We start from the raw sequence: 26,129 nt of genomic DNA, 5'->3' as shown, positions 1-26,129 counted from the left end.
CAGCGCAATTCTTTGAGAAATCGCACGCATAAAAAAACGCCCAGCTCCGTGAGGAGATGGGCGTTCTTTTTGAACGCGGAAGCGAATTAACGCTTCGAGTACTGCGGACGCTTACGCGCTTTACGCAGACCAACTTTCTTACGTTCAACTTCACGAGCATCGCGAGTAACGAAGCCAGCTTTGCGCAGAGCGCCACGCAGGGTTTCGTCGTACTGCATCAGTGCGCGAGTGATACCGTGGCGGATTGCGCCAGCTTGACCACTTACACCACCACCGATCACGGTGACGTAGATGTCGAATTTCTCGACAGTCTCAGTCAGTTCCAGCGGCTGACGAACTACCATGCGGGCAGTTTCGCGGCCGAAGAAATTTTCCAGGGTGCGGTTGTTGATGGAGATGTTACCAGTACCCGGACGCAGGAAAACGCGTGCGGTTGCGGTCTTGCGACGGCCAGTGCCGTAATTTTGAGTCGCCGACATAATGAACTATTCCGTTAAAACTTCAGTTCTTGGGGCTGCTGAGCAGTATGAGGGTGTACAGCGCCCGCATAGACTTTCAGCTTACGATACATGTCGCGACCCAGCGGGTTCTTAGGCAGCATGCCTTTGACCGCGGTCTCGATCACGCGCTCAGGGGCTTTAGCGATCAGCTTTTCAAAGTTGATCGACTTGATGCCGCCCGGGAAACCGGAGTGGGAGTAGTAGATCTTGTCGGTGGTTTTAGCACCGGTTACACGAATCTGCTCGGCATTGATAACAACGATGTAATCGCCGGTGTCAACGTGAGGAGTGTACTCAGCTTTATGCTTGCCACGCAGACGGCTCGCGATTTCGGTGGCCAGACGACCCAGGGTCTGACCTGCAGCGTCGACGACAAACCAGTCGCGCTGTACTGTTTCCGGTTTAGCAGTAAAAGTTTTCATTCTTTATAGCCTCAGGGGCCGCCCTGTAAATTAGACGGCGGATCTTACTGAATAGTGCGTACTTTGACAAGTCAAAGGCAGCCGGATACAGACGCTTTCGGGGGCTCGGGTCGGCGCGTCCGTTCAACGGCAAGATTCTTCGGCGGCGGCGCATCACTTCCACTGCAGAAAGAGGTGCGCAATTATGCAGATTGCGAAAAATAATTCAACCTGCTTTTATGATTGTTTTGCCCAAGGAGCACCCGATGGACTATCGCCAGCTAGGCCGAACCAATCTGAACGTGAGTGCAATCTGCCTCGGAACCATGACCTGGGGTGAGCAAAACAGCGAGGCTGAAGCCTTCGCCCAGATCGAGCGAGCCAAAAGCGCCGGGATCAATTTCATCGACACCGCCGAAATGTATCCTGTGCCGCCCAAGGCCGACACCTACGCCACCACCGAGCGCTACATCGGCAATTACTTCAAAAGTCGCGGCGACCGTGCCGACTGGATCCTGGCCAGCAAGATCGCCGGCCCCGGCAACACCATCGACTATATCCGCGACAAAAACCTGCGCCACAACCGCCAGCACATCACCGAAGCCGTGGACGCCAGCCTCAAGCGCTTGCAGACCGACTACATCGATCTCTATCAACTGCACTGGCCGGAACGCAGCACCAATTTCTTCGGTCAACTGGGCTACAAACACAAGATCGAAGCCAACCTGACACCGCTGGAAGACACCCTCGAAGCGCTCGACGAACAGGTCAAGGCCGGCAAGATCCGTCACATCGGCCTGTCCAACGAAACGCCGTGGGGCACCATGCGTTTCCTCGCTTTGGCCGAAGCGCGTGGCTGGCCGCGCGCCGTGTCGATTCAGAACCCGTACAACCTGCTCAACCGCAGTTTTGAAGTCGGCCTGGCGGAAATCGCCATTCGCGAACAGTGCGGCCTGCTGGCCTATTCGCCCCTGGCGTTCGGTTTCCTGTCAGGCAAGTACGAAGGTGGCGCGCGTCCGCCGAAGGGTCGCCTGAGCCTCTACAGCCGCTTCAGCCGCTATTTCAACCCGCAGTCGGAAGCCGCGTGCAGCCGTTACGTGGCACTGGCTCGTGAACACGGCCTGGACCCGGCGCAGATGGCGCTGGCCTTCGTGACACAGCAGCCGTTCGTAACCAGCAACATCATCGGGGCGACGACGCTTGAGCAACTGGACAGCAACATTGCCAGTTTCGATCTGAAACTTTCCGATGAAGTGCTGGCCGGGATCGAGGCGATTCACAAGGATCACCCGAATCCAGCGCCTTAATTGAGCTGATCGTTCCCACGCTCTGCGTGGGAATGCCGCCAGGGACGCTCCGCGTTCCGCTTTGGATGTGACGCAGTGCGTCACGGGATGCGTTCCCACGCAGAGCGTGGGAACGATCGTATTACAGCGACCGCGCAATAATCTCCTTCATGATCTCGTTGGTGCCGGCATAAATCCGCTGCACTCGCGCATCTGCCCACGCCCGGGCCACCGGGTATTCCCACATGAACCCGTAACCGCCATGCAGTTGCACGCACTCGTCGAGCACCTTGCATTGCAGGTCGGTACCCCAATATTTCGCCATCGCCGCCGTCGGCACGTCGAGCTTGCCTTGCAGGTGCAGCTCCAGGCACTTATCGACGAAAACCCGGCCAATCTGAATCTCGGTGGCCATCTCCGCCAGTTTGAAGCGGGTGTTCTGGAAGTCGGCGATCGCCTTGCCGAAGGCCTTGCGTTCGCGGGTGTAATCCAGCGTCCATTGCAACGCCGCTTCGGCTGAAGCGAGCCCACCGACAGCGACGGTCAGGCGTTCTTGCGGCAATTCCTGCATCAGGTAAGCAAAGCCCATCCCGGCCTGACCCAAGAGGTTTTCTTTCGGCACTCGTACGTCCTGGAAGAACAATTCCGACGTGTCCTGAGCCTTCATTCCGACTTTTTCCAGGCGCTTGCCTTTAGCGAAGCCTGGCGTGTCGGCCTCCACCAGAAACAGACTGGTGCCCTTGGCGCCGGCCTTCGGATCGGTCTTGGCGACGACGATCACCAGGTCCGCCAGATAGCCGTTGGTGATGAAGGTTTTCGAGCCGTTGATCACATATTCGTCGCCGTCCAGCACCGCGGTGGTTTTCACCCCTTGCAGGTCAGAACCGGCGCCTGGCTCGGTCATGGCAATGGCCGTGACCATCTCGCCGGACACCAGTTTCGGCAGGTATTTGTGCTTCAGCGCTTCGCTGCCGTAATGCAGGATGTACGGCGCGACGATGTCCGAATGCAGCGAGAAACCGATCCCGGTCAGGCCCAGGCGACCGACCTCTTCGATCACCACGGCGCTATAGAGAAAGTCCGCGCCCAACCCGCCGTATTCCTCCGGCAGATGCGAGCAGAGCATCCCCGCCTCCCCCGCCTTGTTCCAGAGTTGGCGGTCGATGTAGCCTTGCTTTTCCCATTGCCCATGAAACGGCACGGCCTCTTTTTCGAGGAACGTTCGTACGCTGTCGCGAAAAAGTTCGTGCTCGGAGCTGAACAAAGTTCTGGGGATCATGCGGCACCTGTCGTTATTGTTGGAAGGAATTGACCTCAGAGACTAAGCCTCGCTTCCGACACAGGACACTGGACACATCAGACAAAAAATAAGACGATCCAGCCGTCTGGTGACCACTTTCCCCTATAAGAATAAAGTTGAATTATGTCTAACCAAGTCTCCACGCCCCTGCGGCGCGTCAGCATCCTGGCTATCGACCGGGTTTTCGCTTCCACCCTCATGCAAGCCAAGGATTTCTTCCACCTGGCCAGCCTGCGCTACGGCAAACAACTGGGCCACGGCCTGACACCGGCGTTCGAAACCCGGCTGGTCAGCCCCGACGGTAAACCGGTGAACAGCTTCAGTGACGTGATCATGCCGGTGGACGGCGGCCTGGAAAACGCTGACATCATCATCCTCCCGGCCTTCTGGGACGATTTCGAAACACTGTGCAAACGTTATCCACAGGTCCTGCCGTGGCTGCGCGAACAACATGCGCGCGGCGCCGTGCTATGCGGCGAAGCCACCGGGGTGTTCTGGCTGGCCGAAGCCGGGCTGCTCGATGGCAAGGAAGCGACCACCTACTGGCGTTTCTTCACGGCGTTTGCCGAGCGCTTCCCACGGGTCCAACTCAACCAGGACAAGCACCTGACTGACGCGGACAACCTGTATTGCGCAGGCGGTACGACCTCGGCGTGCGACCTCTATATCTACCTGATCGAGCGCTTCTGCGGCGCCAATGTGGCCCAGGCTGTGGCCCGGGATATTTTGTATGAAGTGCAGCGCAGCTATGCGCCGGGGCGGATCGGTTTCGGCGGGCAGAAGCTGCACCAGGACGTGATCATCCTGCAAATCCAGCATTGGCTCGAAGAACACTTTGCCGACAAATTCCGCTTCGAAGACGTCGCCCGCGAACACGGCATGAGCATCCGCAACTTCATGCGCCGCTTCCAGACCGCCACCGGCGACAAGCCGCTGCATTACCTGCAACGCTTGCGTATCGAGACAGCCAAGGGCCTGTTGTCCGGCAGCCGCAAGAGCATCAAGACCATCAGTTATGAGGTCGGTTACGACGATGCGAGCTTCTTTGCGCGACTGTTCCGCCAGCACACCGAATTGTCGCCGAACCAGTATCGGCAGCAGTTTCAGCAAGCCGCTTAATCCACAGACCGATCGTTCCCACGCTCTGCGTGGGAATGCCGCCATGGAGGCTCTGCGTCCGCTTCGGAGCGGAGCGTCACGGGATGCATTCCCACGCGGAGCCTGGGAACGATCAGCATCGGCGCGCATAAAAAAGGGCCTGCATATGCAGGCCCTTTTTATTTTCCGAATAGTCCTACGGCTTATGCGCCCGGGACAGGAATTCGTGTGACTGCATTTCGAGCAGACGGCTGAGGGTACGCTGGAACTCGAAGTTCAGGCGACCGCCGGTGTAGAGATCCTTCAGCTCGACTTCGGCAGAAATGATCAGCTTCACGTTACGGTCGTAGAACTCGTCGACCATGTTGATAAAGCGTCGGGCGATGTCGTCGGTGGTGACGCTCATCTGCTCGACACCGCTGAGCAACACGGCGTGGAAGATCTTGCCCAGCTCGATGTAATCGTTCTGGCTGCGCGGACCGTCGCACAGTTCGCGGAAGTCGAACCAGGCCACGTCATCGCAAGTGCGCAAGGCACGGATTTCGCGGTTCTCGATCATCAGCACGTCGTTTTCGGTGGCGGCCGTGCATTCCGGCGTCAAGGCGCGGAAGCTCTTGCGCAGGCTTTCCTGGGACGCCTCGTCCAGCGGGAAGTGGAACAGTTCCGCTTGTTCAAGGTGACGCAGACGATAATCGACGCCGCTGTCGACGTTGACGATGTCAGTGTTTTGCTTGATCAGCGCAATCGCCGGCAGGAAGCGCGCACGCTGCAGGCCGTCCTTGTACAGGCCGTCCGGCACGATGTTCGACGTGGCGACCAGGGTCACGCCGTTCTTGAACAGCTCTTCCATCAGCGTGCCGAGGATCATCGCGTCGGTGATATCCGACACGAAGAATTCATCGAAACAGATGACCCGGGCTTCGTCGGAGAAACGCTTGGCGATAATGGTCAGCGGGTTTTTCTCGCCGCCCAGGGTCTTCATCTCTTCGTGCACGCGCTTCATGAAGCGGTGGAAGTGAGTGCGGACCTTTTCCTTGAACGGCAAGGCTTCGAAGAAAGTGTCGACCAGGTAGGTCTTGCCACGGCCAACGCCGCCCCAGAAGTACAGGCCCTTGACCGGTGCCTGGTCTTTCATGCCAAACAGTTTGCCGAACAGCCCCGGCTTGCTCTGCGAGGCCGCGACCAGATCGTCGTACAGGCGCTGCAAATGGCGCACGGCCGTTTCTTGCGCCGCGTCATGGAAGAATTCCGGGCGTTTCAGATCAGCTTGATATCGTTCTAGGGGCGTCATAATTCGTTAGCAAGGCAACAAAAACGGGCCGTCACTGTAGCGACGGCCCGTGGGAATGGCAATCAGCCCTTGGTCGGGCCGAGCCGCTGATTTATTCCTGGACCGGCGTCAGGGCCACACGCAAGGCGTCGATGGCGACGTCACGCGCGGCGCTGTCGGCAAACGCCGGACTGTCGCCGACGCACTCGCCTTCCAGCCAGACACTGAAGCTCAGGTCTTCGCTGCGCACGTCCAGCGGTTGGCCGGCTTGCAGCTGCTTGGTCACCTGACCAGCGGTTTTACCGTCGGCGAAGTTGCGCGACAGCAGCAGTTGCTCGCCATCGGCCGCCAGCAGACGGAAGCGGAAGCTGCCGTCGTCTTCACGGAAACTGACGAAACGCGCGGCTTTCGCGGCTTTCTTCTTCGTGGTGGTCGCGACTTGGGTCTGGGCGACGAAAGAACGCAGGCCGACCGCCTCACGCAGCTCGTGGAGGAACGGCGTCGCCACCGAGCGGGCCTTCTTGGCGCCGATCTGCAGCATGTCTTCCAGATCCGCCGGGCGTTCGATCAACTGGTGATAACGCTCGCGGGATTCACCCAGTTCGCTGTCGAGCAGCTGGAACAGACGATTCTTCGCCTCGCCCCAACCCAGGCCCTGCAACAATTCACTGCGGAATTCGTCGGACCGCGCTGGGGTGGCGAAGGCCTGAAACAGGGTGAACAGGTGCGAGTTGTCTGGATCTTTCGCTTCGCCCGGCGCGCGGGAGTCGGTGACGATCCGCGAAATCGCGTCCTTCATCTCTTTGGCGCTGCTGAACAACGGAATGGTGTTGTCGTAGCTCTTCGACATCTTGCGACCGTCGAGGCCTGGCAGCGTGGCGACGCTTTCTTCGATCAGCGCCTCCGGCATGGTGAAGAATTCTTTGCCCTGGCCAAACAGGTGGTTGAAACGCTGGCCGATGTCGCGGGCCATTTCCACGTGCTGGATCTGGTCACGACCGACCGGCACCTTGTGCGCGTTGAACATCAGGATGTCCGCGGCCATCAGCACCGGGTAGCTGTACAAGCCCATGGTGATGCCGGCGTCCGGGTCTTCGCCGGTCTCGACGTTCTTATCCACCGAGGCCTTGTAGGCGTGGGCCCGGTTGAGCAGACCCTTGGCGGCGACGCAGGTCAGCAGCCAGGTCAGCTCGGGGATCTCCGGGATGTCGGACTGGCGATAGAAGGTCACGCGGTCTACATCGAGGCCACCGGCCAGCCAGGTCGCGGCGATTTCCAGACGCGAGCGCTGGATGCGCAGCGGGTCATCGCATTTGATCAGGGCGTGGTAGTCGGCCAGGAAGTAGAACGAATCGGCATTGCTGTCGCGGCTGGCGAGGATCGCCGGGCGGATGGCGCCGGCGTAGTTGCCCAGGTGCGGCGTGCCGGTGGTGGTGATGCCGGTGAGGATACGGGTACGAGTCGTCATGGGTAATCGCTTGTCAGACTGCAATCAATTCGAAAGACGCGGCAGGATCAGATCCTTGAGATCGGTCAGCTTGCCATGAAAAAAGTGTCCGCATTCTGCCACTTTCAGCAGCTCATGGGGGCGATCGAGTTTGTCGGACCAGTCGTAGACGAGCTGTGGGTCGATGACTTCGTCGGTTTCGGGCTGGATCAGGGTCAGCTCGCCGTGTTGCGGCAGTTGATCTTGATCGCCGAGGCGCATGACCGCTGGCGCGACCATGAACAGATGTTTCAATTGTTCGCCCTTGGCTTCCAGGCGTCCGCCGAGACTTGCTGCAACAAAACCGCCGAAGGAGAAACCGAACAGCGTCAGCGGCAATTCCGGGTGCTTGGCTCGCAGCCATTCAGCAACCGCCTGGGCATCGTCGACTTCGCCGGTGCCCATGTCGTGGGTGCCTTCGCTGGCACCGACGCCACGGTAATTGAAACGCAAGGTAATCAAACCGGCATCACGGGCGGTGCGCTGCAAGGTCGACACGACTTTATTGAGCATGGTGCCGCCCTGCACCGGGTTTGGATGGCAGATCAGCGCCAGGCCGCGAGGTTCGTCGCGGCCAAGGTAAAGGGCTTCCAGTTGGCCGACCGGGCCATCAATCACTACAGGGGTTTCGCGCATAAGCAAGGAAGGAACTCCGTGACCTCGAATCGGGTCGACTCGTCTAGCAAATTGTCTGTGCCAATCTATTGCGAGTGAATCGCGGTATACAGCGCAGGTTCGAGCCGTTAACGTAAAGCAAAGCCGTTTATAGAGGAAGGACTCGTGGAACACTCGCTCTTAGTTTGGTTGTTGCCGACTCTTGCCCTGGTTGTGGGTGTCGCCATTGGATTCCTGGTCGCTCGTCTGGCACCGAATGCCGCGCCTAACCGCACGCAACGTCAGCTGGATGATATTCAGGAACGTTTCGACAGTTATCAGAACGAGGTGGTTACCCACTTCAACAGCACGGCCACCCTGGTCAAGAAAATGACTGCGAGCTATCAGGACGTGCAGGATCATCTCGCCGAGGGTGCCAACCGCCTGGCCCTGGACGAGCAGACTCGTCAACGCTTGCTGGCCGCCCTGCACGCCGACGCCGCCGTAGCCCCACGGGAACGCCTGACGCCACCGCGCAATCAGGAGCCACCTCGCGACTACGCACCAAAAGCCCCGAACGCGCCGGGCATGCTCGATGAACATTACGGCCTGAAGAAGTAATCAGGTTTCGCGCGGTACAAAAAAGCCCGCCCGATCTGTTGAGGATCGGGCGGGCTTTTTTACGCCTGGGGTTCAGTCAGACGGTTTTCAGTACTGCTGAACAGGCTGCCCCTGCTGCTGATACTGCTGGCCCGGAATCGCCTTCAGGTTGACTTCGACCCGACGGTTCTGCGCGCGGCCATTGACGTCACCGTTGCTGGCAATCGGGTTATCCGGCCCGGCACCGCGTGCCGACAGGTTGGCACCGCTCACGCCTTGGGAAGTCAGGTAAGTCGCCACGCTTTGGGCGCGACGCTGGGACAGGTCCATGTTGTGTTGACGGGCACCGGTGCTGTCGGTGTAGCCGACGATCTCGATCTGGTTCTGGCTGAATTCCTTGAGCGAGCCCGCCAGGTTGTTCAACGGCTGGTAGAAGCTTGAAGCGATATTCGCCGAATCGGTAGCGAAGGTGATGTTGCCCGGCATGATCAGCTTGATCTGATCGCCCTGGCGCTGCACTTCAACCCCCGTATTGGCCATGCTGGCCCGCAGCTTTTTCTCTTGCTGGTCGGCGTAGTAACCGTAACCGGCGGCGGAAGCGCCCACTACCGCAGCGCCAATCAACGCACCTTTGCCGCGGTTATCGTGACCGATGGCGGCACCGGCCAACGCACCGGCCAAGGCGCCGAGGCCACCGTACTTGGCGGTTTTACTCATGCCTTGGGAGCCGCCGTCGGCTTGCCCCTGGTTGTCATAAGGATTAGGTGAAGCGCAGCCGGACAACAGGGCCACAGCAGTTGCGACAATAATCAAACGCTGCTTGGTGAACATGAAGAGCTCCTACTTTTTGCATTCTGAGGTGCAACGGACCCAGGCATCGGCCTTTGCGGGCGTTGGATCATTTGCGCGAGTAAAAATTCCGCTGGTTACAATTCAGGCCCGCACAAAAGGGTTCTCGCGCATTTCATCGCCCAGACGTGTGTCCGGACCATGCCCGGTGACCACGGTCGCGTCCTCATCGAGGGTATACAGCCGCTGCTTGATCGAGCGCACGATGGTCGCCTGATCGCCACCCCACAAATCCGTGCGCCCTACCCCGCGTTTGAACAACGTGTCACCAGCAATCAGCAGCTTAGCCTCTGAAAACCAAAAGCTCATGGAACCTGGCGTATGCCCCGGCGTATGAATCGCGACGCCACAACCACAGGCCAGTTCTTCGTCATCGGCCAACCAGCGATCCGGCGATGGCACCGGCGTGTAAGGCACGCCGAACATCTGGCATTGCATCTCCAGGTTGTCCCAGAGGAATTGATCTTCTTTGTGCAGGTGGAGGGTTGCGCCGGTTTTCTCCTTGAGCTGACCGGAGGCCAGGAAGTGATCGAGGTGCGCGTGGGTGTGGATGATGCTGACCACCTTCAGGCCCAGAGCGTCGAGCCGGGCCAGGATCAACTCGTGATTGCCGCCCGGGTCGACGACGATGGCTTTTTTAGTGATCGGGTTGCCGATGATGGTGCAGTTGCACTGCAGCGGACCGACGGGGAACGTTTCGCGGATAAGCGCGGTATTCGGGGTTTGCATGGTTTTTATCCTGGTGCCTGAGCGCGGTGCTGCGGTTGTGATCCGCAAAATTGATAGGGTATCCTCGCGCCCGCCTATTTTGAAACAAGACGGCAGGAAGCCAATGCCCCCCTCTATGGAACACGTGCTCGTCGATCAAAGCGTCCTTTTCAAGGACCCGGACATTATCAACCGGGTTCGCGGCAAGAATGGCCTGCCGTTTGTCGCTCATAACGCGCTGCTGGAACTGCGGTCCCTGACCGAGGGCGAGGGGCAGATTCACCAGAATGCTCGCCGTTTTTTCCGCTCGTTTGTCGCCCAGCCGTCTCGCCCACACCGTGCGCTGCCAAAAGGCACAGCGCTGCATGACATTGATCTGCTCGCCGAATGTGCGTTCGATGGCCAGCCCATATTCGTGCTCAAGCGCACCACGGTGGCCGTCGGTTCAACGGTTGACGCCGTCGACTTGTGCCTTGATTACGACCTGCTGCTGCTGACGTGCGATAAAGCACAATTGCAACAGTGCGAAGCTGCCCAGGCCCGAGCCATACGCTGGACCGGTCCCTCGACGAAAGCAGCTGCAGTGCAAAAAGCAGCAGCGCAAATAGCTCAGGCTGCACCAAAAGCAGCGCCTGCTGCCAAAGCAGCGTCTCTTCCGAAAGCTGCTGCGAAGGCGCCAAGCGTGCCAATCAAGCCATTCGATTTGCCCGCAAAACCGCTGAACAGCCCCGACCGCAAAATCCACAACACCGGCGCCACGGTCAAGCAAGGCTCGGTCGTCTCGACCGCTTTGGGCCGTCAGTTGACCCTCCACACCTTCATCAGCGCCGGTGGCGAAGGGACGATTTACGCCGTGGCGGGCACCCGCGAAGTATGCAAGATCTATCACCCCGACAACCTCACGACGCGCCGCCGCGAGAAGATCGAACTGATGGTCACGCGCCGCATCGACGCGCCCGGCATCTGTTGGCCAACCGAGCTGGTGTTCAACGACAAAGAAGAATTTGTCGGCTACGTCATGCCACGGGCGCAGGGTAAAACCCTGACAACCTCAGTGTTTGTGAAACCGTTGCTGATGAAAAACTTCCCAACATGGACGCGCCGGGATCTGGTGAACGTCGCGATCGCGTTTCTCAAACAAGTGCAGTACCTGCATTCGCTGAACATCATCATCGGTGATATCAACCCGATGAACCTGCTGGTGACGCCCGACAGCAACCAGGTGTGGATTGTCGATACCGACAGTTTCCAGATCGGGCATTTCCCCTGCGAAGTCGGTACCGTGCCGTTCACCGCGCCGGAGATTCAGGGCGAAAAATATGGCAACTATTTACGCAGCAAAAATCACGAATTATTTGCCGTCGCGACAATGCTGTTCATGATCCTGCTACCCGGCAAACCACCGTATTCGCAGCAGGGTGGCGGCACAGCGGCGGACAACATCCGCAATATGAACTTTCCTTACCGGTTCAAAAAGGACAGCGGCAAGGGCAAGGTCAGCGTGACGCCAGTGGGTATGTGGCAGAACATCTGGAGCCATTTGCCTTACCCGCTGAAACAGGCGTTCAGCAACACGTTCGAAGACAATCAGCGCCGGCCCATCAGTGATTGGCTAGCGCTACTGGAGCAGTACGGCAAGGATCTTTGCAAGAGCGGCAAGCATTCCGACGAATTGTTTCCGCAGGCGTTTCATATTGCCGATCCGGTCGAGGCTGTCTGTGGCGGCTGCAAGAAAACCTACACCGAATCAAAAAAGTGGCTGGATAAAATGAAATCTGCCGGCCGATCAACGCGCTGCGCAGACTGCCAGAAAGCCGCAAAACTGAAAAAACTCGCTGAAGAAAGCCGAAAGGACACCGAGCAGGCAGTCCAGCGCCCAGCGCCACCGCCCGCTCCCGCGCCGCGACCGACGCCGGCGCCGGCGCCAGTACGCAATATTCCAGCGCCAGCACCTGTGCCCAAACCGGTGGCTGCGCCGATGCCGCCCCCGGCGCGACCCGCCCCGCCACGACCGGCGCCGCAGCCACAGCGACAGCCGACGGCGCCTCGGGCACAACCTCACCAATCCGCGCCAATACGCGCGCCCCGCCAGGAAAGCATTGCGCTACGCTGGCTCAAACGACTCTTGAAGCGTTTCTTGTAACGCTCAACCGAAAAAGGACATTGCCATGCAAGACGATTACCTCCTTCGCCAGGAAGATCTCGCCGAAAACCCTACCACCCGCGTACCTGTGTGCTTGGTGCTGGATGTCAGCGGTTCCATGGACGGCGCGCCGATTGCCGAACTACAGGCCGGCGTGAAGATGTTTTTTGACGCTATCCGTGACGATGAAGTGGCGCAATACGCTGCGGAGATCTGCATCGTGACCTTCGGCGGGACGGCGCAAAAAGTCCTCGATTTCAGCTCGATCAGCCGCCAGGACGTTCCGCCGCTGGTCGCTTCGGGCATGACGCCGATGGGCCATGCGGTGGGCATCGCACTGGATCTGTTGGAAGCTCGCAAGGCCGATTATCAACGTGCCGGCGTCGATTACTTTCAGCCGTGGATGGTGCTGATGACCGACGGCGAACCGACCGACGATATCGAAGAAGTGGCCACCCGCGTCAGCAACCTGATCAATCAACGCAAACTGACGGTGTTCCCGATTGCGATCGGTGAAGCAGCGAATGTGCAGTCACTGGCGCGGTTCTCGCCAAAACTCCCGCCTTTACGCCTGCAAGGCCTGCGCTTCAATGAGTTCTTTGACTGGTTGAGCCGCAGTGTTTCCCAAGCCTCGGCGTCGACACCAGGCGACGAGATCAAGCTGGACGTCAAGGGCATCGAAGCCTGGGCAACGATCTGACCATGCCTGAGCTCCCGATGAACTTCAGCGGTAAAACGTCCTGCGCCTTCGTCGTCGGACGCTCGCACCTCAAAACTCAGACGCCTTGTCAGGATTACGTCGCGGCGCGGCAGTCGAACGACGTGACGTGCATTGCATTGGCCGACGGAGCCGGTTCCAGGGCCCGATCCGACATCGGCGCCCAGGTCGCAGTGACTGCGACCCTGGGTTTTGTCTGCAAGAACTTCGAAACCCTCTGGCAACACATGGACAAGCACCACGCGAAAGCCGCCCAGCGCCTGACCAATCGCTGCCTCGATGCTTTTCGGCGCAAATCGACGAAGCTCGGCTGCGATATCAGTGAGCTAGCCTGCACCTTGTCGTTTGTTGCCTATTCACGCGGGCGTTATCTGGCCGGCCATTTGGGTGACGGAATCATTGCCAGTGTGGATGTCGAGGGCCAATTGCAGACGCTTTCCGCGCCTGAAAATGGTGAATTCGCCAACACCACACTGTTCCTGACCGACCCGAAGGCGGTGTCAAAGTTGAGGCTTTACCGTGGGCCAATCGAAGCGCAAAACGGCTTCGCGATCATGAGCGACGGCAGCGCAGAGAGCCTTTATCACAAATCCACCGGTCTGCCCGCCTCAGCCGTGCAGAGATTGCTGGAGTGGAATGCGACGCTACCGCACAAAAAAATGAAGGTCGTATTGGCCGACAACCTGCAACAGTCCATTGCCCTCAAAACCGGCGACGATTGCTCGATCGGTTTACTGTCGATTTTGCCGGGTGATGCCTCAACCGTAACCGCATGAGTGAAAGCCTCTGACGCGGATTTGCGGGTGTCGGAGGAATTTACTGCAACACACCCAACTCTTTCGCCCGCGCCACCGCTTGTGTGCGCCGCTCCACGCCGAGTTTGCTGTTGATATGGCTGGCGTGGGTTTTCACCGTGTGCAGGGAAATAAACAGCTGATCGCTAATTTCCTGATTGGAACAGCCTTGGGCTATCAAGCGCAGGACCGCCAGTTCACGGGCGCTGAGGTTGTCCGCGCCTGGGGATAACTCCAAGGCGGGACGCGCGACGGCGGCAGGCAAATGCTCGATGAGGGTTTGCGCAACAGCGCTCGACGCAGCGAGCTGAAGTTGCCCGCGCAGCCAATCCGAATGCTCATCCAGCAACCCATCGAAAGGTTGCAGCACGCCACCCGCCGCCGCTTCCAGCGCTTGCGCCAATGCCTTGCGCGCCTCGGGTTCTCGTCCGCCCGCCAGCAGCAACGCAATCTTCTGCGTCAACGCCATCACGCTGAGCATCTGCCGTCCCGTTTGCTGCCCATGCTCCAGCAGCGCATTCAATCGCCCTTCCGCCAGCATCGGTTGACCCTGAATCACTTCCAGCAAGGCTTGCTGCAATTCGATGTGCAGCGGCAGCTGTGGATGGAATTCCGGCGGTGCGGCGGCGCGTTCGCCGTTGTAGGTCTGGCCCAGTCGGGCGAGCCAGGCTTCGGCCAGGTCGGTGCGGCCCTGGGCCAGCCAGAGTTCGCATTTGACCAGGGTGATCATCGCCAGGTAGTAGATCGGCGGGACGTCCCAGATATGCATCAGCCGTTCGGCTTCGGCCAGTTCGGCGAAGGCCTTGGCGAACTCGCCACTGCTGCCCTCGAGCCGGGCGATCACGCAGTGGCCGATCAACACGCTGATGTCGCGACAGGCCCGGGCTTCGCCCAAACCAGCCTGCAAACGCAGCCGTGCGGCCTGGGGTTGCGAGCGCAGGGCCAGCAGGAAACCTTCGTACAAGATCAGTCGGGCCCGCACCGCGTAGAGCCGTTGCGGCGACAAGCCGTGCAGGCGTTGCAGGCCCTGCCGGACTTCATCCAGCGAGCGCAGGATTTCTCCTCGGGCCTGCAATACTCGGGCGCGATCGTAATGAGCCAGGGCCTCGAATAATGGATTGCCGACCCGCTGCGCCAACTCCAGGGACTCACGATTCAACCCCCGGGCACGCCACAGGTCGCCATCGGCAATCGCCAGGTTGGACAAGGTCGAGAGACACATCAGGCGCTGGCCGTAACGCTTGGCGGGCAGGCTCTCCAGGGCTTCGGTGCAATAGAGCAGCGTCAGATCCCGATTGCCACGCCCACGGGCGATGATCCCGCTCAAAGCCAGCCATTGGGCGAGCATGGACTTCTGCGCCGTGGCCGATGGCGCCGGCAGGAAGCGGCTCAAATGATTGGCCAACTCTTCGGCAGCGTCCAGCTGGCAAGCCAGTCCCAGCGCCCAGCTGTAGAGCACGATCAGCCGTGGCGTGCTGATCAGCAAGCTGTCGGGCAAGTCCATTTTCCAGCGCAGCAGCATGCCGACGTTCTGCTCGGCCAGCAGTTGTTCCTCCGACAGGTTCTGCACCAGGTTCGCCGCGACATCCAGGTGCCCGGCGCGCAAGGCCTGCTCCACGGCTTCATCGAGCAAGCCCTGGGCGTTGAACCAGCGGCAGGCGCGCAAATGCAGGCTGGCGGCCGGCACCAGGGCCTGGGTCTTGGGCCGCGTGCGCAGCAAGTCGGAAAACAGGTGGTGATAGCGGAACCAGTGACCGTGCTCGTCCAGCGGCACCAGAAAGACCTGGTGGGCCAACAGGAAACGCAGGATTTCGGCGCTGTCATGGGCCTCGCGCACCGCGTCGCACAGCTCGCTGCAAAAACGCTCCTGAGGCGCCGTGTCATAGAGGAATGCCTGCACTTCGGCAGGTAAACAGTCGATGACTTCTTCCAGCAGGTAATCGCGGATCAGCCCTTCCCCGCCATGCAGCGACTGCGGCAACGCGCCATCGCTGCCCGCTTCGGAAGCCGCCAACAACCAGAAACGCAGGCCGGCCACCCAGCCTTCGCTGCGCTGGATCAGGTTTTCCAGCGCCTCGCCGCGCAACGAACTGCTGTGGCGATCAAGCAGGGTCAGGGCTTCGTCGTGGGTCAGGCGCAGGTCTTGCTCATGCAGTTCGAGCAGTTGCCGCGACAGGCGTAGCCGCGCCAGGTGCCAGTCCGGACGTTGCCGGCTGGTGACCATGACCAGCAGGCCATCGGGCAGGTGATTGAGGAAAAATTGCAGACAGCGATCGAGCACCGGGCCCTGGGCCAAGTGATAGTCGTCCAGCACCAGCAACAACGGCGAACCCGGTGACAGGTGCACGGCCAGCTCATCGAGCAAACCGTCCAGCCATTCTTCGAACGCAAAGGGTTGATGGCGCTGGCGCATTTTCAGCAGCCCGAGCGCTTTGCTGCCCAACTGCGGAAAATAATCCTGGAGGCCTTCGAGCAGGCGCTCGAGGAAACGCCCCGGATCGTTGTCACGCGGGCTCAGCCCCAGCCACAGGCTTTGCCAGTGCGCCGGCAGGCCCTGACAGAACTCCACCGCCAACGAACTCTTGCCGAACCCGGCCGGGGCGCTGACCAACAACAATCGACCACCGAGCCCGGCACTCAGGCGCTCGCACAGGCGAGGCCGAAGCACATGGCCGTCAGGCAACGGGGGCCGGAAGAAACGCCCGTCCAGTGCCGCGACGGCAACGCTTGCAGGACCCGGAAGTGGGGACAGATCAGTCATGGCCGGCTCTTGTTTGAAATGCTGTTGGCGGCGTTGCAGATGTCCGCAGACTAGCGGTAAACGGAGCGCTATTGAAGGTTGTTGCTACAAATGGCTACAAAAAGACCGTAGGAGCATGGCTTGCCCGCGATTGGGGTTGGCGCGATGTATCGGAATTCATGCGGTGTGGGTACGGACGCCATCGCGAGCGAGCTTTGCTCCTTCGGGGGGTGTGGATGGTCAGACAAAAAAACGCCCCGAACCAGTCGGGGCGTTTTTCGAGGATGCGGCCTCTGTCTACAGCGAGTTAGCGAACACCATCCTGACGCAGTGCGGCCGGGGTGAAGTCACTGGTGGTGGCGGTGAAGCCGAAGTCATACGCCGATTTCTCTTCGTTCTTCATGCCCAGCGCCAGGTAGCGACCCGATTGCAGGTCATACAAGGTTTCCAGGGCGTACCACGGCACTTGCTTGTCGTAGTAGTTCTCGGCATGGGCTTCTGCAACGCGCCACAGCTGGTTACGACCGTCGTAGTGGTCGATCACCGCAGCCTGCCAGGTGTCTTCGTCGATGTAGAAGTCACGTTTGGCATAGATGTGGCGCTGACCTTCCTTCAAGGTCGCGACCACATGCCAGACGCGGCGCAGCTCGTAACGCGCCAGGTCCTGGTTGATGTGGCCGGCCTTGATGATGTCGGCGTACTTCAGTTTCGGATCATCGAGCTTGTAGCTGTCGGAGGCGATGTACATCTCTTTCTTGCCTTCGAGTTTCCAGTCGTAGCGGTCCGGCGCACCGTTGTACATGTCCAGGTTGTCGGAGGTACGCAGGCCATCGGCGGCAGTACCCGGCCCGTCATAGGACACTTGCGGAGCACGGCGCACACGACGCTGACCGGCGTTGTAGACCCACGCCGAACGCGGTTCCTTAACCTGGTCGAGGGTTTCGTGCACCAGCAGCACACCACCGGCCAGACGTGCCGGCGCGGTCACTTTCTGCTTGAAGTAGAACAGGATGTTGCCCGGGTTTTTCGGGTCGTAGTCCTTCATCTTGTCGCGGAACACGAACTGGTCCTGGAAGTACACTAGGCTGAACGAGCCGTTCGGCTGTGGCGTGGCCTGGGTGACCAGACGAGTTACGCTGCCGCCGCGATAGCGGGTGATGTGGTTCCAGATGACTTCGACGCCACTTTTCGGAATCGGGAACGGCACGGCGGTTTCGAAGTTTTCCAGACCGTTACCGCCGGACACCAGGTTGGTGTTGGTGGCATTTTTCTTGATGGAGGCAAACACGTCATCCGGTACGGTGGCGCCGCGATGGGACGGGTAGACCGGCATCTTGAAGGTTTCCGGGTAGCGCTTGAACATCGCGTACTGGCCCGGGGCAAGCTTTTCCTTGTACTGGTCGACGTTCTGCGCGGTGATGGTGAACAGCGGTTTTTCACTGGCGTACGGGTCGGACAGGAAGCCCTTGCTGTCGACGGAACCGGCATTCTTCGCCAGTGGTTTCCAGGCCGGAATCGAACCGTCGGCATTGCCCGCCATCTCGGCGCCCATCGGCGTCAGGCTCTTGCCCAGCTTGTCCGCTTCAGCGGCAGGCACCGCTGCCATGACGCTTGTCGCCAGCAGCGAAAGCCCCAGAACACCGGCGTGGAACAGACTCTTTGTTATTTTCATATGTGTGTTCGTCCTGAAAAAACAGTGCTTAGAAGTTCACGCCGAAGCTGAGCGCAACGAAGTCGCGGTCGTCCACGGTGGTGTACTTGCCGTCGAAGAAGTTGGTGTAGGCCAGGCTCGCGGTGTAGGTGTTCTGGTATTCGGCATCGACGCCCAGGCTGACCGCTTTGCGACCTTCCTCGAAGTTGCCGCCAGGACCCGGCGAGTAACCGCTGACGTCATGGGACCAGGCCACGTTCGGCTTGAGGTTCACGCCGGCGAACACGTCGTTGTATTCCCAGATGGCCCGGCCGCGATAACCCCACGAAGTGGAGGTGGTGAACCCTTCGTCGTTGCAGTTACGGCTACGGTTGTTCTGCGGTGAACCCGGGCCGGCGCCGTTGATGGTGCTGGCGTTGAGGATGTTGGCGCAGGTGTTGGCGCCGCCAGTGGCGGGCAGTTCACCCGGACCGTAGACCGGATCACGGCCGTAACGGACATCGGACGTGCTTTCCAGGCCGCCGACGTGGGTCACGCCCACTTCGCCCACCACAGTCAGACGGCTGGCGCCCATGACCTGGTCGAAGAAGTGCGTCAGGGTGGTCTGGAACTGGGTGATTTCCTTGCGACGATAACCGTGCAGGTCCTGACCCGGCACGCCGGTCAGCAGGGAAGCGTTGGACAACGCACCACCGATAGGACGTACGCCGGCAAACAGGATATCGGTGGAGTTCAGTTGCACCGGTGCGTTTGGACGGTAGCTGAGTTCACCGCTCCACGCCGTACCGGTAGGCAAGGTGGTGGAGAAGCTCAGGCCATAGAGGCGAATGTCTTCAGGGTATTCGATGAAGTACTTCGAATTGCCTGCCACCAGCAGCGGTGCGAGTGCCGCGAACGGGCCAGGCAGTGCCGCGGCAGTGTTATAGACCGACTGCGGAGCACCGGTGGCGCTGAAGATGGGCGCACGGCTGTGGTAGTTCATGAAGTAGGCACCGAACTCGGTGTCCAGCGGGTCGAACATGTACTTGAAGGACGCGCCCCACTGGCCGCTGTCCCGCGCATCGCGATCGCCGCCGCGCTGGACCAGCACACCTTCTTCGTTGACGTTGACGCCCGCGCTGGCCAACGGCCCTAACGCCACGGCTGGAATCTGCGAGCGCTTGTTCAGCACGCGCAAGTTGCTGTCGCAACCATCGGCAACGATATCCGGCTGAGAGAAGAATGTGCCGCAGTTATCGACGACGGTCTGATCCCATTCCAACTGATAGAACGCTTCGGCCGACAGGTTTTCGGTCAGGCTCTGGGACACGTAGAACATGTTGACCGGAATCAGGCCTTCCTTGATCTCGGCACCCGGACGACGGAATGCGGACACGTCGATCGGGTTGATCGAGTTGATGCCGCCGCCGATGAAGGTACTTTCACCCCAGCTCACGACCTGCTTGCCCAGACGCACGGACCCCGGCTGATCGGCAATGGAGTAGTTGTGGTAGACGAAGGCGTCGAGGATCTGCCCACCGGAGGACTTGGCGCCTTCCTTGCGGTTGTTGTCGCTGATGTCCTTGAACTCGCGACTTTCGTCCTTGAGTTCAAAGTCGTACCAGTACTTGCCGCGGACGAAGACCCCGGTGTCGCCGTATTTCAGTTCGAGGTCGTGGATGCCCTTGAAGATTTTCGAGAAGGTTTCCCCGCTCTTGAAGTTAGCGTGACCGTCATCGGACGTCTGCGACAGACCATGGCCGCCGTTGTTGACGCCGATAAGGTTCTTGTTGGGACTCTGAGTAGACCAACTGGCACCGATCGACAGGGATGAGTCGAACTGACCTTCGATTTCACCGACGTTGAAACTGACGCCGAATGCAGGCCCGGCGAGCGAAGAGGCGAGACTGACCGCCAGGGGCAGTTTCGCCCGGCGCCAGAACTGGTTTACTGATGTCATCGACGCTACTCCATGTGCATTATTGTTATGGCAGTGAGTACTTTTAAAAACGTTGTGGATGACCGAGAGCCAAGGCGTCCCGAATTCAATCCCAATGTGCATCGCCCCGTTTGTGCGTTTGCTCCGTTCTTAAAAATCCTTGAGCGGACTATAGCCAGCAGGTAGTACTGCTTGATCCCTCTAAAGTGTGATTTGCAGCTGCCGGCCACTCTGGAACAGTCCTTTCGCCAGTCCGACACATGTCGGCACGGCAAGGATGGCTGAAAATTCGGATTTCACAAGCCAAGCGCTTGCTTGGTGGGGCTGGCGTGCCGTTTCGGGCACGCCAGGGGAGGTCAAAACACGCTCAAAGCGTCGAGAGGAAGGTGCTGTTGTTAGCCTGCCATTCAGTGATGTCGAGGCGGATACGCTTCTTGTCGAGCTTGCCGACGCTGGTCTTGGGAATTTCCGTAACAAGGGCGATCTGGCTCGGGATGGCCCACTTGCTCAGATGCCCCAGTTCGACGAACGGCTTGAGGTGTTCCTTGAGTTCACGAGCCCCGATCTCATGCCCCTCACGGATCACCAGTAAGGCAAACGGGCGCTCGCCCCACTGCGGATCGGCAATCCCCACCACTGCTACTTCACGTACCGCTACGTGACGGCTGATCAAATCTTCGAGGTCCAGGGACGAGATCCACTCGCCGCCGGTCTTGATCACGTCCTTGATCCGGTCGCGGATGTCGATCACACCCATGCTGTCCAGGGTCGCCACGTCGCCGGTGTGCAACCAGCCGCCGGCCCAGAGCTCGGCGCCCTTCTGCGGTTCGTTGAAATAACCTTCGGTGAGCCACGGCGCGCGCAGCACCAGTTCGCCCTGGGTCTCGCCATCGGCAGGCAGGAAGTTGCCGTCGGTGTCGACGATCGCCGCTTCCACCAATGGCCCCGGCACGCCGGCCTTGATCCGATACGTGGTGCGTTCATCTTCGGTGCCCGCCATCAACTCGTCATTGAGGTGAGCACAGGACACCAGCGGCCCGGTTTCCGACATCCCGTAGGCGGCGGTCAATTGAATGCCCTTGGCCTTGGCGGCTTCGTACAACGTTCGGTTGAGCGCGCTGCCGCCAATGACGATTTTCCAGCCGCCGAAATCGGTGTCCTGCGCCGCTTTGGCGTTGAGGACCATTTGCAGGATGGTCGGCACGCAGTGGGAGAAGGTGACTTTCTCTTTGCGCCACAGCTCCACCAGGTATTCCGGGTCGTAGCGCCCGGGATAAACCTGCTTCAGGCCGAGCATCGTCGCCACGTACGGCAAGCCCCACGCGTGCACATGGAACATCGGCGTGATCGGCATGTAGACATCGTTGGTGCCCAGCAGCCGCACGCTGTCGATGGCGCCCATGATCGTCGACACACCCATGGTGTGCAGCACCAGTTGCCGATGGGTGAAGTACACGCCTTTGGGATTGCCGGTGGTGCCGGTGGTGTAGAAGGTGGTCGCAACCGAGTTTTCGTCGAAATCCTGGAAGTCGTATTGGGTGCTCGCCGCCGCCAGCAGTTGCTCGTATTCGCCGACAAGGTTCGGCAAATCGGCGGTTTTCTCCGGCAGGTCGGTCAGCAGCAGGGTTTTCTCGACCGTGGTCAGGTGCCCGGCGATGGCCTGGTACAGCCCCACAAACTCACTGTTGACCAGCACGAAGCGGTCCTCGGCGTGGTTCATGGTGTAGAGGATCTGTTCCGGCGACAGGCGCACGTTGATGGTGTGGATCACCGCGCCAATCATCGGGATGGCGAACATGCATTCCAGATAGCGATGGCTGTCCCAGTCCATCACCGCCACGGTATCCCCGGCCTTGACCCCGGCCGCCGTCAGCACGTTGGCCAGCCGTGCGACCCGTTCGATCAGGGTCGGATAGCTGTAGCGCAACTGGTCGCGGTAAATGATCTCGCGGGTTTTCTCGTAACGAGCGCCGGACATCAGCAGTCGTTTAATCAGCAGTGGATACTGGTAAGCGCCTTCGGCTGGCGGGATAACGCGAGTCTGCAACATAAGAATCCCTTTTCTGACTGCACGGTCTTGGCTTTGAAGATAATTACTCTAAAGCCCTTATACGCCAGCCAAATCAGCCAAAGGAATGATTTGCACAGCCGTACAAATGCTAGCTTTGCGCCAGCATTTGCAGGATTTCGTCACTGGTTACGCCGTTTGTCCTACAGCAGCCTCAGACGGCGTCCGTGGGAAAACCAGCGCCGCCAAGAAGGTCAATGCCGCAAAACCCGCCAATATCAGATAAAGGCCTACAAAACCCTGGCGCGGTTCGACGAACGAAATCAGCGGAATCGCGGTCGCACTGGCCCCGAACGATAAACAGTAACGCAGCGCAAAAACCCGGGACTGCCATTGCGGGGCGACGAAGTTGGCGACCATCGCGTCATTCACCGTGACCTGGCCAAACACCACGAACATGAACGCCGCGCCCAATGCAATCACGGCCCAGCCGTCCACATACGCCAACCCGAACAGCAATGGCGCCTGGCACAACGTCAACACAATGAACGGCCATTTCAGACTAAAACGGTGCAACACCCGGCCGATGCTCAGCTGCGCCACGGCACCGAAGGCATACGCCAGGCTGACCACCACGCCAAGGGTTTGTGGCGACGCGAACAAATCATGCAGGCGCTCCTGAAAGAGTTTCGGATAGGTCATGGTCGTGGCGTTGAACACCACGCCGCCGGTCGCGGTGGCCAGGGCCAGCACGCCAAACACCATGACCATGGAAATCCGCTGGCCGGCCGCGCCTTTGAGCGGCGTGTGCGGACGCTTGGGGATCGGTTCTTCACACACCTGCAAGGCGAAACCGATGCCCAATGCAATCGCCACCACCCCCGGCAGAATGAATGCCGAACGCCAGCCAAACTGCGCCACCAGCAACCCGGTGATCAGCGCCGAAAACGCCACGCCGAGGTTGCCCCACATGCCGTTGATGCCGATTTCCCGGCCGCGGTTCTGCGCATAGGCCACCAGCATTGCAGTGCCCACCGGGTGATAGATCGCGGCAAAAACCCCGATCAGTGTCAGGCCGACAACCAGCATCGGCGCGCTGCTGCTCAAACCGGTGAAAATCGCCGAGGCGCCAATACCGAAGAAAAACACCAGCATCATTTGCCGCCGGCTCCAGTGATCCCCCAGCCAACCGGCCGGTAGCGAACAGGCGCCGAAAGCAATGAAACCGCCGAGGGACAAGCCGATCAGCGCGGCGTAATCCAACGCGAAGGCTTGGGTCATGCCGAGAATGGCGGCGGGGAAAATCAGCATGAACATGTGGTCGATCACATGAGCTGCGTTGATGTAGCGGATGACATTTCTGGACTGGTTCATCGCGGCACGCTTTACGTTGTAGTGAGCGGCTTATGCTAAGTTGGCGAAAAAGCGTATTCCTGACAACAAAGTCATCGGAACAGACATGTTAATCAGCCACTTCCTGCACGGCCCGGTCAGCGCTTATCCGCGTGATTACATGGATGGCGCGCACCAGGAACTGCATCAACATCGCGAAGCGCAGTTGCTCTATGCCGTTTGCGGCACCATGCGGGTGGTCACGGCGCAGGGTGCGTGGGTGATTCCGCCGACCCGTGCGGTATGGATTCCGCCGTTGGTGGCGCATGAGATTTTCATGTCGGGCGAGGTGCGCATGCGCTCGCTGTTCATTGCCGCCGAACTGTCGCCGCCGAGCCTGCATCAGTGCTGCGTGCTGGCCGTCACGCCATTGCTGCGCGAGTTGATCCTGCGCGCGGTGCAAGGCCCGCAACACGCAGAAAACCCGTTGATCCAGAAGCTGATGCTGGAAGAAATCGCCGGTCTGGAAAACCTACCGCTGCACATTCCGATGCCCGAGGACCGGCGCCTGCAAGGCATCTGCCTGGCGCTGCTGCGTACGCCAGACCATCCCAACACCCTGGAAGACTGGGCACAGCAGGTCGGCGCCAGTTCGCGAACCTTGGCGCGGCTGTTCCAGCAACAACTGAAGATGAATTTCAATGCCTGGCGCCAGCAACTGCGCCTGATGGAAGCCCTGCCGCGGCTGCTCGCCGGGGAAAGCGTGCAGAGCGTGGCGCGGGATCTGGGCTACGGCAGCGCCCGGGCGTTCAGCGCGATGTTTCGCCGTTTGCTCGGGGAGAATCCCCGGGAGTATCTGAACGCGCTGAACAAACTGAGCGAACTCAATCCGCTTTCGTAGGAGCTGAGCTTGCTCGCGATGGCGATCTCAAGAACGCCATCGCCGGCAAGCCGCGCTCCTCAGGTATCAATGCATCTCGGTAAACGCGAGTTTCACGCCGATGGCGATCAGTACCGCGCCCATGGTCCGGTCGAACCAGTGACCCATGCGGGCGAAACCGGCACGTACCCGTTGTTGGCTGAACAGCATCGCCACCAGACAGAACCAGAACGCCGTCGCCACCGCGAGGTAAACCCCGTAGCCGGCTTGTACCGCCAACGGCGTGTGCGGGTTGATCACCACAGTGAACAGCGACAGGAAGAACAGCGTGGCCTTGGGGTTCAGGCCATTGGTGACGAAGCCCGAGGTAAACGCACCGCGGGCAGTGCGCTCACCGACTTCCTTGTGCAGGTCGTCCGACACCGGTTTTGCCGGTTGCGCGCGCAGGGCCTTGAAGCCGATGTACAGCAGGTAGGCGGCGGCCGCCCATTTCAAGGCGTTGAACAGCACGATCGACTGGGACACGATCAGGCCGATGCCGAGCAGCGAGTAACCGACGTGCAGGAAAATCGCCGTGCCCACACCCAGCGCAGTCCAGGTCCCGGCACGCCGGCCATGGGTCACGCTCTCGCGCACCACCACGGCGAAGTCCGGGCCGGGGCTGGCGACGGCCAGCAGGTGAATCAGAGCGACGGTCAAGAATTCTGTCCAGTACATGGGGGCTCCTCTGGGGTGGATCGGTGGAAATGAAAATTCACAGGATTGACGCTATCCCTGTGGGAGCGTCCGGCCGGGTAGTGCGTAACCATTTGTTTCATCTGGTAGGCTCGGCAGATTACGCCTTCAGTTCATTGCACAAAAGGTACAGTTGATGACGAACTCTCGCCGCGCCGTTTTCCTCGACCATCCGTCCCTGGATCTGGGCGACCTCGACCTGACGCCTTTGCGCGATTGCTTCAGCGACTTGCAGCTGTTCGCCCAGACTACGCCGGATCAAGTGATCGAGCGCCTCAAGGGCGCGACCGTGGCCATCAGCAACAAGATCCTGATCGACGCAGCGGCCATCGCCGCCAGTCCCGAACTCAAGCTGATCCTGATCACCGCCACCGGCACTAATAACGTCGATCTGGCGGCTGCGCGCGCCCACGGGATCACCGTGTGCAACTGCCAGGGTTACGGCACGCCGTCGGTGGCCCAGCACACGATCATGCTGCTGCTCAATCTGGCGACGCGGCTGGCCGATTACCAGAAAGCCGTCGGCGAGGGTCGCTGGCAGCAGGCCAAACAGTTCTGCCTGCTGGATTACCCGATTGTCGAACTGGAAGGCAAAACCCTCGGCCTGCTCGGCCACGGCGAACTGGGCAGCGCCGTTGCGCGATTGGCCGAAGCCTTCGGCATGCGCGTGTTGCTGGGGCAGATTCCCGGCCGCCCTGCCCGGCCGGATCGCTTGCCGCTGAATGAACTGCTGCCGCAAATCGACGCCCTGACGCTGCACTGCCCGCTTAATGAACACACCCGCCACTTCATCGGCGCCCGTGAACTGGCCTCGATGAAACCGGGTGCGTTTGTGGTCAATACCGCGCGCGGTGGTTTGATCGACGAACAGGCGCTGGCCGACGCTTTACGCAACGGTCACCTGGGCGGCGCGGCCACGGATGTGCTGAGCGTCGAGCCACCGACAACGGGCAATCCGCTGCTGGCCCATGACATCCCACGGCTGATCGTCACCCCGCACAACGCCTGGGGCAGTCGCGAGGCGCGCCAGCGCATCGTTGGCCAGTTGACTGAAAACGCCCAGGCGTTCTTCAGCGGTAAAGCGCTGCGGGTCGTCAGTTGATAAACTGCGGCACTTT

The 26,129-nt window shown here is 60.0% G+C and carries 22 protein-coding genes; 8 read left to right on the top strand and 14 right to left on the bottom strand.

Annotated elements, in window-relative coordinates; translation table 11 throughout:
• Nucleotides 1-86 precede the first annotated feature (86 nt).
• Together rpsI and rplM are read right to left on the bottom strand one after the other, a co-directional pair.
• Complete coding sequence (gene rpsI / locus HKK52_RS26035) at nucleotides 87-479, bottom strand: 30S ribosomal protein S9 (protein ID WP_003216038.1); 393 nt, start codon at nucleotides 477-479, stop codon at nucleotides 87-89.
• 14 nt (nucleotides 480-493) lie between these two features.
• Nucleotides 494-922: a 50S ribosomal protein L13 gene (rplM, locus tag HKK52_RS26030; protein ID WP_007905295.1), complete on the bottom strand. Its 429-nt coding sequence runs from the start codon at nucleotides 920-922 to the stop codon at nucleotides 494-496.
• Nucleotides 923-1,167: 245 nt separating this feature from the next.
• On the opposite strand from rplM, the gene HKK52_RS26025 reads away from it, so the two are divergent.
• Nucleotides 1,168-2,208 (top strand): NADP(H)-dependent aldo-keto reductase, encoded by a 1,041-nt coding sequence (locus tag HKK52_RS26025; protein WP_169373138.1) that lies wholly within the window; start codon nucleotides 1,168-1,170, stop codon nucleotides 2,206-2,208.
• Between the two features lie 121 nt (nucleotides 2,209-2,329).
• On the opposite strand, the gene HKK52_RS26020 is transcribed toward HKK52_RS26025, so the two are convergent.
• A complete protein-coding gene (locus tag HKK52_RS26020) occupies nucleotides 2,330-3,466 on the bottom strand; it encodes an acyl-CoA dehydrogenase family protein (protein WP_169373137.1) in 1,137 nt (378 codons plus the stop codon).
• A gap of 243 nt (nucleotides 3,467-3,709) precedes the next feature.
• Between HKK52_RS26020 and HKK52_RS26015 the strand changes: the two genes are divergently transcribed.
• Complete coding sequence (locus HKK52_RS26015) at nucleotides 3,710-4,606, top strand: GlxA family transcriptional regulator (RefSeq protein ID WP_178117501.1); 897 nt, start codon at nucleotides 3,710-3,712, stop codon at nucleotides 4,604-4,606.
• 175 nt (nucleotides 4,607-4,781) lie between these two features.
• Here HKK52_RS26015 and zapE read toward each other — a convergent pair whose 3' ends face one another.
• The 3 genes from zapE to HKK52_RS26000 all read right to left on the bottom strand — a co-directional run bounded on the left by zapE (nucleotide 4,782) and on the right by HKK52_RS26000 (nucleotide 7,977).
• Entirely contained in the window at nucleotides 4,782-5,876 is a 1,095-nt protein-coding gene (gene zapE / locus HKK52_RS26010; protein WP_169373135.1) for a cell division protein ZapE, read from the bottom strand.
• 91 nt (nucleotides 5,877-5,967) lie between these two features.
• Nucleotides 5,968-7,323, bottom strand: a complete 1,356-nt coding sequence (locus HKK52_RS26005) for a tryptophan--tRNA ligase (protein ID WP_169373134.1) — start codon at nucleotides 7,321-7,323, stop codon at nucleotides 5,968-5,970.
• A 24-nt stretch (nucleotides 7,324-7,347) separates the two neighbouring features.
• Complete coding sequence (locus tag HKK52_RS26000; RefSeq protein ID WP_169374295.1) at nucleotides 7,348-7,977, bottom strand: alpha/beta hydrolase; 630 nt, start codon at nucleotides 7,975-7,977, stop codon at nucleotides 7,348-7,350.
• Nucleotides 7,978-8,121: 144 nt separating this feature from the next.
• Between HKK52_RS26000 and HKK52_RS25995 the strand changes: the two genes are divergently transcribed.
• A complete protein-coding gene (locus HKK52_RS25995; protein WP_169373133.1) occupies nucleotides 8,122-8,556 on the top strand; it encodes a YhcB family protein in 435 nt (144 codons plus the stop codon).
• A gap of 87 nt (nucleotides 8,557-8,643) precedes the next feature.
• Here HKK52_RS25995 and HKK52_RS25990 read toward each other — a convergent pair whose 3' ends face one another.
• Together HKK52_RS25990 and HKK52_RS25985 are read right to left on the bottom strand one after the other, a co-directional pair.
• On the bottom strand, nucleotides 8,644-9,366 hold the full coding sequence (locus HKK52_RS25990; RefSeq protein ID WP_169373132.1) for an OmpA family protein: 723 nt from the start codon (nucleotides 9,364-9,366) through the stop codon (nucleotides 8,644-8,646).
• Nucleotides 9,367-9,468: 102 nt separating this feature from the next.
• A complete protein-coding gene (locus HKK52_RS25985; RefSeq protein ID WP_169373131.1) occupies nucleotides 9,469-10,113 on the bottom strand; it encodes an MBL fold metallo-hydrolase in 645 nt (214 codons plus the stop codon).
• Here HKK52_RS25985 and HKK52_RS25980 point away from each other — a divergent pair.
• From HKK52_RS25980 to HKK52_RS25970, 3 genes are read left to right on the top strand one after another with little or no spacing between them, the layout of a single operon-like run.
• Nucleotides 10,112-12,235 carry a protein kinase domain-containing protein gene (locus HKK52_RS25980; RefSeq protein ID WP_169373130.1) on the top strand — a complete coding sequence of 708 codons (2,124 nt, stop codon included), beginning with the start codon at nucleotides 10,112-10,114 and terminating at the stop codon, nucleotides 12,233-12,235. The genes HKK52_RS25985 and HKK52_RS25980 overlap by 2 nt on opposite strands.
• 25 nt (nucleotides 12,236-12,260) lie before the next feature.
• Nucleotides 12,261-12,935 (top strand): vWA domain-containing protein, encoded by a 675-nt coding sequence (locus HKK52_RS25975; protein ID WP_133840291.1) that lies wholly within the window; start codon nucleotides 12,261-12,263, stop codon nucleotides 12,933-12,935.
• 2 nt (nucleotides 12,936-12,937) lie between these two features.
• Nucleotides 12,938-13,729 (top strand): PP2C family serine/threonine-protein phosphatase, encoded by a 792-nt coding sequence (locus HKK52_RS25970; RefSeq protein WP_169373129.1) that lies wholly within the window; start codon nucleotides 12,938-12,940, stop codon nucleotides 13,727-13,729.
• 40 nt (nucleotides 13,730-13,769) lie between these two features.
• On the opposite strand, the gene HKK52_RS25965 is transcribed toward HKK52_RS25970, so the two are convergent.
• The 5 genes from HKK52_RS25965 to HKK52_RS25945 all read right to left on the bottom strand — a co-directional run bounded on the left by HKK52_RS25965 (nucleotide 13,770) and on the right by HKK52_RS25945 (nucleotide 23,438).
• Nucleotides 13,770-16,508, bottom strand: coding sequence for a LuxR C-terminal-related transcriptional regulator (locus tag HKK52_RS25965; RefSeq protein ID WP_169373128.1), 2,739 nt, complete (start codon nucleotides 16,506-16,508; stop codon nucleotides 13,770-13,772).
• A gap of 286 nt (nucleotides 16,509-16,794) precedes the next feature.
• Nucleotides 16,795-18,159, bottom strand: a complete 1,365-nt coding sequence (locus HKK52_RS25960; RefSeq protein ID WP_133840288.1) for a DUF1329 domain-containing protein — start codon at nucleotides 18,157-18,159, stop codon at nucleotides 16,795-16,797.
• A gap of 28 nt (nucleotides 18,160-18,187) precedes the next feature.
• On the bottom strand, nucleotides 18,188-20,077 hold the full coding sequence (locus HKK52_RS25955; RefSeq protein WP_169373127.1) for a DUF1302 domain-containing protein: 1,890 nt from the start codon (nucleotides 20,075-20,077) through the stop codon (nucleotides 18,188-18,190).
• A 346-nt stretch (nucleotides 20,078-20,423) separates the two neighbouring features.
• Nucleotides 20,424-22,106: a fatty acid--CoA ligase gene (locus HKK52_RS25950; RefSeq protein WP_169373126.1), complete on the bottom strand. Its 1,683-nt coding sequence runs from the start codon at nucleotides 22,104-22,106 to the stop codon at nucleotides 20,424-20,426.
• Between the two features lie 147 nt (nucleotides 22,107-22,253).
• Entirely contained in the window at nucleotides 22,254-23,438 is a 1,185-nt protein-coding gene (locus HKK52_RS25945; protein ID WP_169373125.1) for an MFS transporter, read from the bottom strand.
• 85 nt (nucleotides 23,439-23,523) lie between these two features.
• Here HKK52_RS25945 and HKK52_RS25940 point away from each other — a divergent pair, with 85 nt between their 5' ends.
• Nucleotides 23,524-24,297 carry an AraC family transcriptional regulator gene (locus HKK52_RS25940; protein ID WP_169373124.1) on the top strand — a complete coding sequence of 258 codons (774 nt, stop codon included), beginning with the start codon at nucleotides 23,524-23,526 and terminating at the stop codon, nucleotides 24,295-24,297.
• A 66-nt stretch (nucleotides 24,298-24,363) separates the two neighbouring features.
• Here the strand turns inward: HKK52_RS25940 and HKK52_RS25935 are convergent, their stop codons facing one another.
• Nucleotides 24,364-24,993: a LysE family translocator gene (locus HKK52_RS25935; RefSeq protein WP_169373123.1), complete on the bottom strand. Its 630-nt coding sequence runs from the start codon at nucleotides 24,991-24,993 to the stop codon at nucleotides 24,364-24,366.
• A gap of 154 nt (nucleotides 24,994-25,147) precedes the next feature.
• Between HKK52_RS25935 and HKK52_RS25930 the strand changes: the two genes are divergently transcribed.
• Complete coding sequence (locus HKK52_RS25930; RefSeq protein WP_169373122.1) at nucleotides 25,148-26,113, top strand: 2-hydroxyacid dehydrogenase; 966 nt, start codon at nucleotides 25,148-25,150, stop codon at nucleotides 26,111-26,113.
• Nucleotides 26,114-26,129 lie beyond the last annotated feature (16 nt).

The sequence above is a fragment of the Pseudomonas sp. ADAK2 genome (genome assembly GCF_012935755.1).
Classification (GTDB): domain Bacteria; phylum Pseudomonadota; class Gammaproteobacteria; order Pseudomonadales; family Pseudomonadaceae; genus Aquipseudomonas.
This window is presented reverse-complemented; position numbering and strand designations above follow the sequence as displayed.